This is a genomic window from Mesorhizobium sp. P3_A9 (genome assembly GCF_056402975.1).
In genome coordinates this window covers 1-12,931 of record NZ_JBFUGJ010000166.1, presented here as the reverse complement: position 1 = coordinate 12,931, position 12,931 = coordinate 1, and the positions used below count along the sequence as shown (strand labels likewise).

Below are 12,931 nucleotides of genomic sequence, written 5' to 3'. Positions count from 1 at the left end.
CAACCAGGGCGATGCCGACGTCCTGGCGAAAATGCTGATCCATGAGGACCCGAAGGTTTTCGTCTTCAACAAGCCGGCGGGCCTTGCGGTGCAGGGCGGTTCGGGCGTCACCCGCAACGTCGACGACATGCTGGAAGCCTGGCGCAACCAGAAGGGTGAGAAGCCGCGGCTGGTCCACCGGCTCGACCGCGACACGTCGGGCGTGCTGGTCGTCGCCCGCTCGCGACTGGCCGCCATGAAGCTGTCGGAGGCGTTCCGCGCCCGCGAGACCAAGAAGACCTACTGGGCCCTCGTCAAGGGCGTGCCGCCGAAGCGCGAGGACAAGATCTCGACCTGGCTGATCAAGGAGCCGACCGAGGACGGCGACCGCGTGCGGGTGGCCGCGCATGGCGAAAAAGGCGCCGACCACGCCGTGTCCTACTACCGCATCATCGAGCAGGCGGCGCAAACCATGACCTGGCTGGAAATGGAGCCTTATACGGGCCGAACCCACCAGCTCCGCGTCCATGCCGCCCATATCGGCTGCCCGATCATCGGCGACCCGAAATATTTCGAAGCCGATACCAACTGGGATTTTCCCGGCGGCATTCAAAACCGCCTGCATCTGCACGCGCGCCGCATCATCATTCCGCATCCCGACAAGGGCGTCATCGACGTTACAGCGCCGATGCCGCCGCATATGCGTCAGAGCTGGAACCTGATCGGCTTCGACGACGCCAGCGCGGAGGACTGAGCTTGAGCGGCGCCACCGACGCGCTCGATCGGCGCGACACAGTCGACATGGCCGCCGCCGCCATCATGGTCGGCCTGACCTTTTCCTGGGGCCTGAACTACGTCGCCGCCAAGATCTCCTACGCTGGCTACGACCCTGTCTTCCTGTCGATCGCGCGCTCGGTCATCGGCGGCTTCTGCGTCTTCCTCTGGTGCCGCTGGCGGGGCATCGCGCTGTTCACGCGCGATGGCACGTTGCTGGCCGGTATCGCGGTTGGCGTGCTTTTCGGCGTCGAGTTCCTTTGCCTCTATGTCGGCCTGGAGCATACGACCGTTGCCCGCAACACGCTGCTGGTCAACTCCATGCCGTTCTGGATGCTGATTGGCGGTCACTTCCTGCTTGGCGAGCAGATCACCATGCGCAAGTTCCTCGGCCTGCTGCTGGCCTTCGCCGGCCTTGCCGCCGTCTTTTCCGACAAGCTTGGCGGCGGCGGGGACATGCTGTTCGGCGATCTGCTAAGTCTCGGCTCCGGATTCTTCTGGGCCTTGACCAACATCCTCATCAAGCGATCCAAACTGGTTGAGGCGAGCGCCGAGAAGCTGCTGCTCTATCAACTAGCCGGCGCGGCGATCGTTGGCCTGTTGGTGCTGCCGCTCGCCGGCCCGCCGGTGCGCGATCCCTCGCTGTTGCCGACATTGGCGCTGCTTTTCCAAGCGATCTATATCGTCGCTTTCACCTATGTCTTGTGGTTCTGGCTGCTGCGCCGCTATCCGGCGTCCGGCCTGTCCAGTTTCACCTTCCTGTCGCCGGTTTTCGGCGTGCTGTGCGGCGCGATCATCTTGAATGAACCGCTGACCGTTCGCATCTTCCTGGCACTCGGCCTGATTGCCGCCGGCCTGATCATCGTCAACCGGCCGGCTCGCAAGCTGACACCGGTGTGAGAGAGACTTTTCATGCGTGATATTCTCAACGACCTCGAAGCGGGCAAGTATCTTTCCGATCCGGATCCGGTGCGTCGCGCCCAGATTCAGATGAAGACACCGCAGCCCAAGCGCTTCTACAAGACCGTTTCGGTTGCGCCGGCAGAGGGCGGTTTTGCCGTGCATCTCGACGGCAAGCCGGTGCGCACGCCGGGCAAGGCGCTGCTGGCGCTGCCGACCGAGGCGGCAGCAGTGCTGGTGGCCGAGGAATTCGCTCAACAGGGCGAGACGATCAATCCGGTGACGATGCCGGTGATGCGGCTGGTCAACACCGCCATCGATGGCGTCGCCAGCGATCCGCAGGCGGTGCTGGAAGACATACTGCGTTTTGCCTCATCGGACCTGCTCTGTTACCGCGCCGACGCACCGGAAGGGCTGGTCGAGCGGCAGAACGAGCAGTGGGATCCGGTCATCGATTGGGCGCGCGCCGCACTCGGGGCTCGCTTCAACCTGGCCGAAGGGATCATCCATGTCGAGCAGCCGCGCGAGTCGATCGCCGTTCTCGGCAGTCATCTTGCTCAGCGCGCGGAACCGCTGCGGCTGGCCGCCATCCACGTCATGACCTCGCTGACCGGTTCGGCGCTGCTGGCGCTGGCCGTCGACTTCGGCGAGCTCGACACGGAGGCCGCCTGGGCCGCCGGCCATGTCGACGAGGATTGGCAGATCGAGCAGTGGGGGCAGGACGCCGAAGCCGTCGCGCGCCGTGCTGCCCGCAAGCGCGATATGGTGGCTGCGGTCAGCCTTCTCGAAGCGCTCAAGGCCTGACCTCAGGCCCTACCGCACTGCACCTAATACCAAAGTCATAATCCCATCGTCGCTCTGCCTTCGGCGAGCGCTTTCTGTCATTTTTTCCGTGATGGCTCGGCATTTCTGAGTCCGCGTTCGGAGGAGAGCGCGGACATTGGCGCCTGGCATCGAGGACAGGGTCTCACGGGAGGACAACTTCAATGGCAATTGCATCGACCGCCGGCGGAACCAGCCGCGGCATGACGCGGGAAGAGAAGAAGGTCATCTTCGCTTCCTCGCTGGGCGCGGTTTTCGAATGGTATGATTTCTATCTCTATGGTGCGTTGGCGGGCGCGATCGGCTTGACCTTCTTCAACGCGTTTCCCGAGAACACGCGCTACATCTTCACGCTGCTGGTTTTCGCCGCCGGCTTCATCGTGCGCCCGTTCGGCGCGCTGGTGTTCGGCCGCATTGGCGATCTCGTCGGCCGCAAATACACATTCCTTGTCACCATCATGATCATGGGCCTTTCGACCTTCCTGGTCGGCCTGCTTCCCGGTTCGGAGAGCTGGGGCATCGCAGCGCCCATCCTGTTGATTGCGCTGCGCATGCTGCAGGGCCTGGCGCTTGGCGGTGAGTATGGCGGTGCTGCGACCTATGTCGCGGAGCATGCTCCCGACGACCGCCGCGGCTTCTACACCTCATGGATCCAGACGACGGCCACACTTGGCCTTTTCCTGTCGCTGATCATCATCCTGATCGTGCAGAATTCCTTGAGCAAGGAGGCTTTCGCGGCCTGGGGCTGGCGCGTTCCATTCCTGGTCTCGGCCATCCTGCTCGGCGTCTCGGTCTGGATTCGCCTGTCGCTTTCGGAATCGCCGACCTTCAAGCGTATGAAGGAAGAGGGCAGAGGCTCCAAGGCGCCGCTGACGGAAGCCTTCGGCCAGTGGAAGAATGCCAAGATCGCCATTCTGGCGCTGTTCGGCCTTACCGCCGGCCAGGCCGTCGTCTGGTACAATGKCCAGTTCTACGCGCTGTTCTTCCTGGCCAATGTGCTCAAGGTCGATGCCCAATCGGTCAACATCATGATCGCCATTGCGCTGGCGCTCGGCACCGGCTTCTTCGTCTTCTTCGGCTGGCTGTCCGACAAGATCGGCCGTAAGCCGATCATCATGGCCGGCCTTGCGCTGGCGGTCGTCACCACCTTCCCGCTGTTCAAGGCGCTGACCTGGGCCGCCAATCCCGCTCTAGCCACCGCGCAGCAGAACACGCGCGCCACGGTGACCGCGGCACCGGGGGATTGCGGCTTCCAGTTCAACCCGACCGGAACACGTGTTCCTGTCAGCTCGTGCGATATCGCCACCGATTTCCTGGCCAAGAACTCGGTGCCGTATGACATCGTCTCGACGGCGGCGGCGGGAACGCCGGCCAGCGTCAAGATCGGCAACGAAACCGTGCCGTCCTATGACGCCAAGGCCGCCGGCGACAAGAAAGCTGCGAGCGATGCTGCTTTCAAGAAGGCGATCAACCTCTCCCTGCAGGATGGCGGCTATCCGCTGAAGCGCGCYGCTKCMAAGGTCGCCGACCAGAAGCTCGACGCCTTTGTCGCGGCCAATCCYGAACTGAAGCTCGAYGCSGYMGCTATYCGCGCCGGCGARAAGRCSRCGGTGCCKRCCGMSCAGGCRATCAAGGACAAGGTGCTGACGAAGGACGAAGCCGCCGGCGCCACCGAGGTGACCGTCTACAGCGTTCCGGGATCGGGTGCGTTCTCGATGTTTGCCGACCCTGCCCAGGTCAACTGGGCCAAGGTCATCGGTATCCTGTTCATCCTCGTTCTCTACGTGACCATGGTTTACGGGCCGATCGCGGCGATCCTGGTCGAGATGTTCCCGACCCGCATCCGCTACAGCGGGATGTCGCTGCCCTACCACATCGGCAATGGCTGGTTCGGCGGTCTGCTGCCCGCGATCGTGTTCGCGTTCAGCGCCTACAAGGGCGATATCTACTATGGCCTGTGGTATCCGGTGGTGATCGCGGCGATGACGCTGATCATCGGCATGATCTTCGTCAAGGATACGCTTGGCACCGATCTGCACTCGAAGGAGTAGCCGACGGATCATCGGTCAACAAGAAAGCCCGGCGTGATCGCTCACGCCGGGCTTTTCGTGTCTGAGACCTGAAGAAGCGGATCAGCTCTTGCGCTGATTTTCTTCCTCGACGGCCGCTTCGTGATACCAGCCGTCAAAATCGGCGTGCGTGTTGCGCAACGAGGCCAGCTCTGCCGCGAATTTCGCCTTAACGCCTAAATTTGAGGCAGAGTTGCGCGCTGCCAGAGGGAACATCAGAATTTTTGCCGACGGACGGGAGTGGACGACTTCCATGAGCGGTCTCCTTTCTTCTTCTTGAGCTTTTCGATTCAGCTTTCCCAGAAGATAGGTCCTGCGAGTCATTTAGGCAATATGCCTACGAAAAGATCATTAAATGCCTAATATTTATGCATTATCTGGGTTTGATCGATATGGACCCAGTGATGAGACGGCTGAGTAAATTCAGCGCAATATCGTGGCCATTTTGCCGCACCCGTCGACACCGGAGTGGCACACGAATTGCATTTTATCAATCGGCAGCGCCGGCTGCTGACGGCAGACGCGTGTCGACGCCGTTTGGTGTTCGGTGAACAAGCAACGAGAGGCTAGAATGACGAAATACAAGCTCGAGTACATTTGGCTCGATGGGTACACCCCGGTCCCCAACCTTCGCGGCAAGACSCAGRTCAAGGAATTCGCCGAATTCCCGACGCTGGAAGAGCTGCCTCTGTGGGGCTTCGATGGTTCCTCGACGATGCAGGCCGAGGGCCACAGCTCCGACTGCGTCCTGAAGCCGGTCGCGGTCTATCCGGACCCGACCCGCACCAATGGCGTGCTGGTCATGTGCGAAGTCATGATGCCGGACGGCGTCACGCCGCATGCCTCCAACAAGCGCGCAACCATCCTCGACGACGAGGGTGCCTGGTTCGGTTTCGAGCAGGAGTATTTCTTCTACAAGGATGGCCGCCCGCTCGGCTTCCCGGAGACCGGCTATCCCGCACCGCAGGGCCCGTACTACACCGGCGTTGGCTACAAGAACGTCGGCGATGTCGCCCGCCAGATCGTCGAGGAGCATCTCGACCTTTGCCTCGCCGCCGGCATCAACCATGAAGGCATCAACGCCGAAGTGGCCAAGGGCCAGTGGGAATTCCAGATTTTCGGCAAGGGCTCCAAGAAGGCCGCCGACCAGATGTGGATCGCCCGCTACTTGCTGCTGCGGCTTACCGAAAAATACCGCATCGACATCGAGTTCCACTGCAAGCCGCTCGGCGATACCGATTGGAACGGCTCGGGCATGCATGCCAACTTCTCGACCGCCTATCTGCGCGAAGTCGGCGGCAAGGCGTATTTCGAATCGCTGATGGCGCAGTTCGACAAGAACCTGATGGACCACATCGCCGTCTACGGTCCGGACAATGACAAGCGTCTGACCGGCAAGCACGAGACCGCGCCATGGAACAAGTTCAGCTATGGCATCGCCGACCGTGGTGCGTCGATCCGTGTGCCGCACTCCTTCATCAAGAATGACTACAAGGGCTATCTGGAAGACCGCCGCCCGAACTCGCAAGGCGACCCCTACCAGATCGCTTCGCAGATCCTGAAGACCATCTCGGAGGTTGCGACCGACGCGAAGGTCTCGGCCGCCGCCTGATTGTTTCGCGGCGCGGATCGCAAGGTCCTCGCCGCAACCGGAACTCGATAACAAAAGCCCTGGCGGGAAGTCGCCAGGGCTTTTTCGTGCTTGTGAGGGCTGGTCCGTCTGCCGATGTCAGTCGGCGATGACGCCACGCGCCTTGAGCGCCGCCAAAACCTTGGCATGCGGCAAGGCAGGGCTGCGGTTGCCGTCGCGGCCGGTCATGTCGCTGTTGGCGACCAGCGCGTTGAGCACGGCCTCCTCGGTCGCCTGCACGACGGCTGCATAGAAATCGTCCATGCGCCCCCAGGGGATGAAGTCCATGCGGCTGTAGCTCTCCTCGCTCGCTGGACCTTTCGGGAAGCGACCGTTGAGCGCGTCGCGGTTGGCGGTCGAGAATGCGAGAAAGATGTCGCCGGAGAAATGCGAGCCGGTGGTGCCGGTCCGCGCCAGGCCGAGCGGCACGCGCCTGGCCAGCGCCTTGCATTGGCCAGGCAAGAGTGGCGCATCGGTGGCGATGATGCCGATGCAGGAGCCAGCGCCCGTCGGGCCGTCGCGAAAATACGACTCCATCGGGTTGTCGTCTGCCAACTGGTCACCCAGCGGTACGCCGGCGATGGTGAGTTCACGGCGCGAGCCGAAATTGGCCTGCAGGAAGACGCCGACCGTGTAGGAGCGATGGCCGTCGTCGACGATCCGCGAGGCCGTTCCCGAGCCGCCCTTGAAGGCATAGCAGTTCATGCCCGTGCCGCCGCCGACCGAGCCTTCCTCGATGCGCCCGCTCGCGGCATTGTCGATCGCGGCAATAGCGTGATCGACCGTGACATGCGAGCCGTTGATGTCGTTGAGATAGCCGTCCCAGGTTTCGGCCACCACCGGCAGCAGCCATTGCTTCGCGACGTCGGGCTTGTTCTGGGCCACCCAGTCGATGACGCCGCGGTGGCAGGGGCCGATCGCATGGGTGTTGGAGATCAGGATCGGCAGGCTGATGCTGCCGGCCTCCTCGATCCACGATGCGCCGGTCATCTCGCCATTGCCGTTGAAGGAATGATAGCCGGCGGCGCAGGCGACGCCGACGCCGTCATGGCCGAACGGCAAAATGGCCGTCACGCCGGTGCGCACCGGTCCTTGTCCATCGAGCTTGCCTTCACCCTTGATGATCGTGGAGTAGCCGACCAGGACACCGTCGACATCGGTGATGGCATTGGCGGGGCCGGGCGTCCCTTGCAAGGGAATGGCGAGCGCGCGGGCCCGCGCCTTGCCCGCTGGCGTGGTGGTGTGGGTCGGCAATTGGTCCATGCTTGGGGTTTGCTCCGTTGATGTAAGCCGGCTCAGCGAAGGCTGGAGCCGGTCGCAAGCTCGGCGTAGCTGGTCAGGATTGCCAAGGCCGAAGATTGATCGACTGCAGGCACAACGTTGACGAGATGCAGCCCCAGGCCGTCCTCGAGCACCACCAGGCTGCGCGCGATCGTCTCGCTGGTCGCCGCCAGTTTGAAGATGCCGGTGGCCGCGCCCGCTTCCAGGATGCCGACATAGATCGACACCTGCCGCTCGAACAGCGTGATCTGGCGGGCGGCATAGCTCGGATCCGAACGCGAATACGCGCCGAGCTCGAGCAGTAGACGGCAGAGCTGGTCGTCCGTGTCGGTTGGCAGTCCGTTCTCGATCATCGTTTTCAGCCGCAGCCTGGGATCGGCGATCTCGGCGACCGACGCCGCGCGTATCGTGCAAAACCGCTCGACAGCCTTGCGCTGCACATCGTCCAGCAGGTCCTTCAGGCCGGGATAATAGTAGAGCAGGGCGCTCGAACTCATCCCTGCTTCATTAGCGACGTCGCGCAGCGTGACGCCGGCAAGGCCGCGCCTGGCGATCATCGATTCTGCCGCCGCGACCAGGGTAAGGCGGCGATCGGTCTGAGTTTTGGGTCGTCCCATTTCTGTTTCCTGAATGTAGTTCAGTTTAAAACTGGCGTACGAAATTTTGCAAGCACCGATGCCCCATATTTGTTGACGATATCTGACTCCATCGATAGGTTTCGCCGCGGAGAGTAATTTTTATCATATTAAAAAAAGGGGAGGACGATGTCTACAAACGAAGCAACAACAGGGGCGGCCGCCAAGGCTGCGCCAACCGCCAAGGGACTGGACCGGGCGCTCAATGCGCTGGGTACGCTGATGATCGTGCTGTCGGCCGTGACACCGGCATCCTCGGTGTTCATCATCGTGCCGGGCGTCATCGCGCTGGCCGGCACCGGCTCATTCCTGAGTTTCGTCATTGCCGCCGTCATCGGGCTGTTCATGGCTTTCGTCTATGCCGAACTGTCATCGGCCTATCCGATGGCCGGCGGCGAATACACCATGATCGGCCGCACGCTCGGCCGCTTCTGGGGCTTTGTCACGCTGGTGCTGGTGTTCGTCTCGATTGTGCTGATCGTTGCCGTCATCGCGCTCGGCGTCGGCACCTATCTCGGTGTGCTCATTCCCAATCTCAGCCCGCAATGGGTCGGCGTGGTGACGATCGCGCTGGCCGGCACGGTCGCGGCAATGCGCATCAAGCTCAATGCCTTCGTCACCGGCATCTTCCTCGGCATCGAAATGTTGGCTCTGTTGGTCCTGACCGGGCTCGGCTTCGCTCATGTCGAGCGGCCGTTGTCGAGCCTGTTCACGTCGCCGCAATTGCTCGATGCCACCAACACGCTGGTGCCGGCGTCGGCCGGGGTCATCCTTGCGGCCACCGCTGTCTCGCTCTTTGCCTATAATGGCTATGGCGCGGCCGCCTATTTCGGCGAGGAGACGCAGGACGCCAAACGCAACATCGGCAAGGTTGTTGTCTGGGCGCTGTTGATCACCGTCGCCGCGGAACTGATACCGCTGACCGCCGTGCTTCTGGGTTCGCCCGACCTGGCGGGACTGCTCGCAGCGCCCCAGAAAATAGAATACTTCCTCGAAGCGCGTGGTGGCCATGCGCTGACGGTGATGATCAGCCTTGCCATCGCGGTCGCCATTTTCAACGCGGTCATCGCTATCATCCTGCAGGCGGCGCGGCTGCTGTTCAGCTCCGGCCGCGACAAGACCTGGTTCGGCCCGATCAATGCCGCGGTCGCTTCCGTCCATGGCAGCTACGCCTCGCCATGGATCGCCACCATCGTCGTGTCGGTGCTGGCGGCGGTCGCCTGCTTCATCGACATCAACCTTTTGCTGGTGGTCAGCGGCACGTCGCTGGTGGTGATCTATGCGCTTCTGTGTGTGGCGGCGTTTGCCGGGCGCCGCAACGGCACCACGGCTGGCGGACACTACCGCATGCCCTTGTTTCCGGTGCCGGCCATCCTCGCCTTCGTGGCGCTGGTCTATGTCGCCTATCAGAACCTGCTCGACGCCGCCTTCGGCCGCCCGAGCCTGATCGCGACGCTGCTGATCATGGTCGTGGCGGCGATCTACTATGTGCTGGTGCTCGCCAGGCGAACGGACTGGAACCTGCACGGCCCGGACGAACTTGCCGGATAGGCGTCACCCTCCGACGATCTGTCCGTGCGAGAACCCCGGCCTTCGTCGGGGTTCTTTTTGCCATGCTGGCCCGGCGGACCGAATTCCCCCAAAAAAAGTCAGGTTGAAAAGGATCCGACAAATTCACCAGGCTGAGAGGCTTTTGGTTGACACCAATAGCCGCCACGGGTGGCATGCTGTTCCGCGTTCCCCGAAAAAGCCCGGAAAACGGCCTGTTTCAGCTCGTCCGTACACCAATGATCAGTTATATAAGCCCCTGTTCATACATCGAAATTGGCGTTCGATACCTACGGCCCGCGGCGTTGACAGATTGCACCGCAGCATGCGTATTCGGGCCTTGGGGTTACGCCAAAGCGATGCTGTTCGAACGGGGCGGGGTTTCTTGAACGACGGCATTGGCGGGGGCGCCGGACGAGCGGGCATTGCAGCCTGAGGCAGTGTGCCGCTCGCTCCTGGCTTTTTGGCGCGCTCAAAATGCCCACCCGTTTGCCGTGATTTGCGGCTTCTGCCTGCGGCCACGGCCCCAGCTATAAACGGTCCTTAAAATCAGAAGAGATTGCCAGCTTGCTGTGTGGCCGGCGCGCGCTATCCATCGCAAGAGCCGTGGGCAGCAAAAAGCCCTTGAAGGCGGAAATCCTTCAAGGGCTTTTCGACGCTATCCGTCCGGGATCTTAGACCGAATAGTACATGTCGTACTCGACCGGATGCGGGGTCATTTCGAAGCGCATCACCTCAGCCATCTTCAGTTCGATGTAGCTGTCGATCTGGTCGTCGTCGAAGACGCCGCCAGCCTTCAGGAAGCCGCGGTCCTTGTCGAGGCTCTGGAGGGCTTCACGCAGCGAGCCGCAGACGGTCGGGATCTTCTTCAGYTCYTTCGGCGGCAGRTCGTAGAGRTCCTTGTCCATCGGCTGYCCCGGATGGATCTTGTTCTTGATGCCGTCGAGACCGGCCATCAGCAAGGCGGAGAAGGCGAGGTAGGGGTTCGCGCCCGGATCGGGGAAGCGAACCTCGACGCGCTTGGCCTTCGGCGACGAGCCGAACGGGATGCGGCAGGAGGCCGAGCGGTTGCGTGCCGAATAGGCGAGCAGCACCGGCGCTTCATAGCCAGGCACCAGGCGCTTGTAGGAGTTGGTCAGCGGGTTGGTGAAGGCGTTGATCGCCTTGGCGTGYTTGATGACACCGCCRATGWAGAAMAGGCAGCTCTCCGACAGGCCGGCATAYTCATTGCCGGCGAAGGTCGGCTTGCCGCYCTTCCAGATCGACATATGGACATGCATGCCCGAGCCATTGTCGCCGAAGATCGGCTTCGGCATGAAGGTTGCCGTCTTGCCATAGGCGTTGGCGACCTGGTGCACGACGTATTTGTAGATCAGCATCTTGTCGGCATTGCGCACCAGCGCGTCGAACTTGATGCCAAGCTCATGCTGCGCTGCGGCCACCTCGTGGTGATGCTTTTCGACGCGCACGCCCATTTCGGCGAGCACGGTCAGCATCTCGGAGCGCATGTCCTGSGCGCTGTCGATCGGCGGCACCGGGAAATAGCCGCCCTTGAYGCGCGGRCGGTGGCCGAGRTTGCCKGTCTCGTAGTCGGTGTCGTCATTCGACGGCAGTTCGGTGGAGTCGAGCTTGAAGCCGGTGTTGTAGGGATCGGCCTTGTACTTGACGTCATCGAACACGAAGAACTCGGCTTCCGGGCCGACATAGATGGTGTCGCCGATGCCTTCGGCCTTCATGTAGGCCTCGGCCTTCTTGGCCGTGCCGCGCGGGTCGCGGTTGTAGGATTCGCCCGAGACCGGGTCGAGGATGTCGCACAGGATGACCATGGTCGACTGCGCGAAGAACGGGTCCATGTGGACGGTGTCAGGATCGGGCATCAGCACCATGTCGGACTCGTTGATGGCCTTCCAGCCGGCAATCGAGGAGCCGTCGAACATGACGCCATCGGCAAACATGTCTTCCTCGACCTCGACGACATCCATCGTCACGTGCTGCAGCTTGCCCTTCGGGTCGGTGAAGCGCAGGTCGACGAATTTCACGTCGTTGTCCTTGATCTGCTTCATGATGTCTTTGGCTGTCGTCATGTCATGTATCCCTGTTTGATGACGTTTTTTGATGGATGACGTTTCTCAGAGGATGGCCGCGTCAGACGGCGTCCATGCCGGTTTCGCCGGTACGGATGCGTACGACTTCCTCGATATTGGAGACGAAGATCTTGCCGTCACCGATGCGGCCGGTCTGGGCCGCCTTGCGGATGGCTTCGATCGCGCCTTCGACCGCGTCGTCGCCGAGCACGACCTCGATTTTCACCTTGGGCAGGAAATCGACGACGTATTCGGCGCCACGGTAGAGTTCGGTATGGCCTTTCTGGCGTCCGAAGCCCTTGGCCTCGGTGACGGTAATGCCTTGCAGTCCGGCCTCCTGAAGCGCTTCCTTCACTTCGTCCAGCTTGAATGGCTTGATGATCGCTTCGATCTTTTTCATGTAAAAAGTGGCCTCCACTGCCAAAAAAACGGGTTGTGAGCCCCCGCTTGCGCCTCAATCAAGCACGAACTGTGCCAATCCGAGGGATTCGAAGCGGTCTCATACGATTTCGAAGCCATGCCGCACCTGGATGCAAATTCGCGTCATTCACTGCAACGGATGCGGCATGGGCTGCAAGAGCCTATACAGTGCCGTCATTTGCATCCGCGCAAAAACCAGGCAAGCTGCTCATATAATGGGCAATCTTGCGCCTGCGACGTGCATCCTGACGGTCTGGCGTCGGATCGCAACAACTCCTCCCCGTTTGCGTCGAGCCGAAAACTGGACAATGCTTGATCGAATGCGGATCGGCAATCCATGAGCGATGAACTTCTTACTTCCGCCGAAATGGGCGAGGCGGATCGGCTGACGATTGCCGCCGGCCCGCTCAACGGTTATGGCCTGATGCAGCGCGCCGGCGAGGCGGTAGCAGCGGTGGTCCTGGCGCGCTATCCCGCGGCGAGCCGCGTGCATGTGCTGTGCGGTCCTGGCAACAATGGCGGCGATGGCTATGTCGTGGCGCGCCTGCTGGCCGAAGCTGGCGTCAATGTCGCCGTATGGGCCGAGGGCAAGCAGAAGCCTGGGAGCGATGCGGCACTGGCTTCCGAGGCCTGCAACCTGCCGGTCAACCATCTGAATGATTTTCATCCTACAAAAGGCGAGGTCGTTGTCGACGCGCTTTATGGCGCCGGACTTTCGAAGAACCTCTCTCCTTACGCTCAGGCGGCTTCAGGAATTTGCGGAGCGGAGCAGGTACCGGTCGTGTCGAT

The 12,931-nt window shown here is 61.8% G+C and carries 12 protein-coding genes; 7 read left to right on the top strand and 5 right to left on the bottom strand.

Going from position 1 to position 12,931, the window contains the following annotated elements:
* The 4 genes from AC1DX0_RS21090 to AC1DX0_RS21075 all read left to right on the top strand — a co-directional run.
* Window positions 1-733: RluA family pseudouridine synthase (locus tag AC1DX0_RS21090; protein ID WP_477356716.1), on the top strand; the 733-nt coding region annotated here is incomplete at its 5' end.
* Between the two features lie 47 nt (window positions 734-780).
* A complete protein-coding gene (locus tag AC1DX0_RS21085) occupies window positions 781-1,653 on the top strand; it encodes a DMT family transporter (RefSeq protein WP_477220703.1) in 873 nt (290 codons plus the stop codon).
* 12 nt (window positions 1,654-1,665) lie between these two features.
* Window positions 1,666-2,457, top strand: coding sequence for an ATP12 family chaperone protein (locus AC1DX0_RS21080; RefSeq protein ID WP_477220678.1), 792 nt, complete (start codon window positions 1,666-1,668; stop codon window positions 2,455-2,457).
* 182 nt (window positions 2,458-2,639) lie between these two features.
* Window positions 2,640-4,526 (top strand): MFS transporter, encoded by a 1,887-nt coding sequence (locus AC1DX0_RS21075; RefSeq protein WP_477356714.1) that lies wholly within the window; start codon window positions 2,640-2,642, stop codon window positions 4,524-4,526.
* 81 nt (window positions 4,527-4,607) lie between these two features.
* Here the strand turns inward: AC1DX0_RS21075 and AC1DX0_RS21070 are convergent, their stop codons facing one another.
* Complete coding sequence (locus AC1DX0_RS21070; RefSeq protein WP_258583893.1) at window positions 4,608-4,799, bottom strand: DUF2735 domain-containing protein; 192 nt, start codon at window positions 4,797-4,799, stop codon at window positions 4,608-4,610.
* Window positions 4,800-5,115: 316 nt separating this feature from the next.
* On the opposite strand from AC1DX0_RS21070, the gene AC1DX0_RS21065 reads away from it, so the two are divergent.
* Window positions 5,116-6,156 (top strand): glutamine synthetase beta-grasp domain-containing protein, encoded by a 1,041-nt coding sequence (locus tag AC1DX0_RS21065; RefSeq protein WP_477356712.1) that lies wholly within the window; start codon window positions 5,116-5,118, stop codon window positions 6,154-6,156.
* Between the two features lie 117 nt (window positions 6,157-6,273).
* Here AC1DX0_RS21065 and AC1DX0_RS21060 read toward each other — a convergent pair whose 3' ends face one another.
* Both AC1DX0_RS21060 and AC1DX0_RS21055 read right to left on the bottom strand, forming a co-directional pair.
* Window positions 6,274-7,437, bottom strand: coding sequence for a DmpA family aminopeptidase (locus tag AC1DX0_RS21060; RefSeq protein ID WP_477220675.1), 1,164 nt, complete (start codon window positions 7,435-7,437; stop codon window positions 6,274-6,276).
* A 32-nt stretch (window positions 7,438-7,469) separates the two neighbouring features.
* Complete coding sequence (locus AC1DX0_RS21055; protein WP_477220674.1) at window positions 7,470-8,072, bottom strand: TetR/AcrR family transcriptional regulator; 603 nt, start codon at window positions 8,070-8,072, stop codon at window positions 7,470-7,472.
* Between the two features lie 147 nt (window positions 8,073-8,219).
* On the opposite strand from AC1DX0_RS21055, the gene AC1DX0_RS21050 reads away from it, so the two are divergent.
* Window positions 8,220-9,641: an APC family permease gene (locus AC1DX0_RS21050; protein WP_477220673.1), complete on the top strand. Its 1,422-nt coding sequence runs from the start codon at window positions 8,220-8,222 to the stop codon at window positions 9,639-9,641.
* A 671-nt stretch (window positions 9,642-10,312) separates the two neighbouring features.
* Here the strand turns inward: AC1DX0_RS21050 and glnA are convergent.
* On the bottom strand, window positions 10,313-11,722 hold the full coding sequence (gene glnA / locus AC1DX0_RS21045) for a type I glutamate--ammonia ligase (protein ID WP_477356710.1): 1,410 nt from the start codon (window positions 11,720-11,722) through the stop codon (window positions 10,313-10,315).
* A 61-nt stretch (window positions 11,723-11,783) separates the two neighbouring features.
* On the bottom strand, window positions 11,784-12,122 hold the full coding sequence (locus AC1DX0_RS21040) for a P-II family nitrogen regulator (protein WP_006205430.1): 339 nt from the start codon (window positions 12,120-12,122) through the stop codon (window positions 11,784-11,786).
* A gap of 357 nt (window positions 12,123-12,479) precedes the next feature.
* Between AC1DX0_RS21040 and AC1DX0_RS21035 the strand changes: the two genes are divergently transcribed.
* Window positions 12,480-12,931 (top strand): NAD(P)H-hydrate epimerase (locus AC1DX0_RS21035; RefSeq protein ID WP_477356709.1); only part of this gene is annotated, 452 nt, incomplete at its 3' end.

Bases quoted from the DNA above. Each gene is read 5' to 3' on its own strand.
- AC1DX0_RS21085 (WP_477220703.1), top strand. From the start codon at position 781: ATGGCCGCCGCCGCCATCATGGTCGGCCTGACCTTTTCCTGGGGCCTG.
- AC1DX0_RS21080 (WP_477220678.1), top strand. From the start codon at position 1,666: ATGCGTGATATTCTCAACGACCTCGAAGCGGGCAAGTATCTTTCCGAT.
- AC1DX0_RS21070 (WP_258583893.1), bottom strand. From the start codon at position 4,799: ATGGAAGTCGTCCACTCCCGTCCGTCGGCAAAAATTCTGATGTTCCCT.
- AC1DX0_RS21060 (WP_477220675.1), bottom strand. From the start codon at position 7,437: ATGGACCAATTGCCGACCCACACCACCACGCCAGCGGGCAAGGCGCGG.
- AC1DX0_RS21055 (WP_477220674.1), bottom strand. From the start codon at position 8,072: ATGGGACGACCCAAAACTCAGACCGATCGCCGCCTTACCCTGGTCGCG.
- AC1DX0_RS21050 (WP_477220673.1), top strand. From the start codon at position 8,220: ATGTCTACAAACGAAGCAACAACAGGGGCGGCCGCCAAGGCTGCGCCA.
- AC1DX0_RS21040 (WP_006205430.1), bottom strand. From the start codon at position 12,122: ATGAAAAAGATCGAAGCGATCATCAAGCCATTCAAGCTGGACGAAGTG.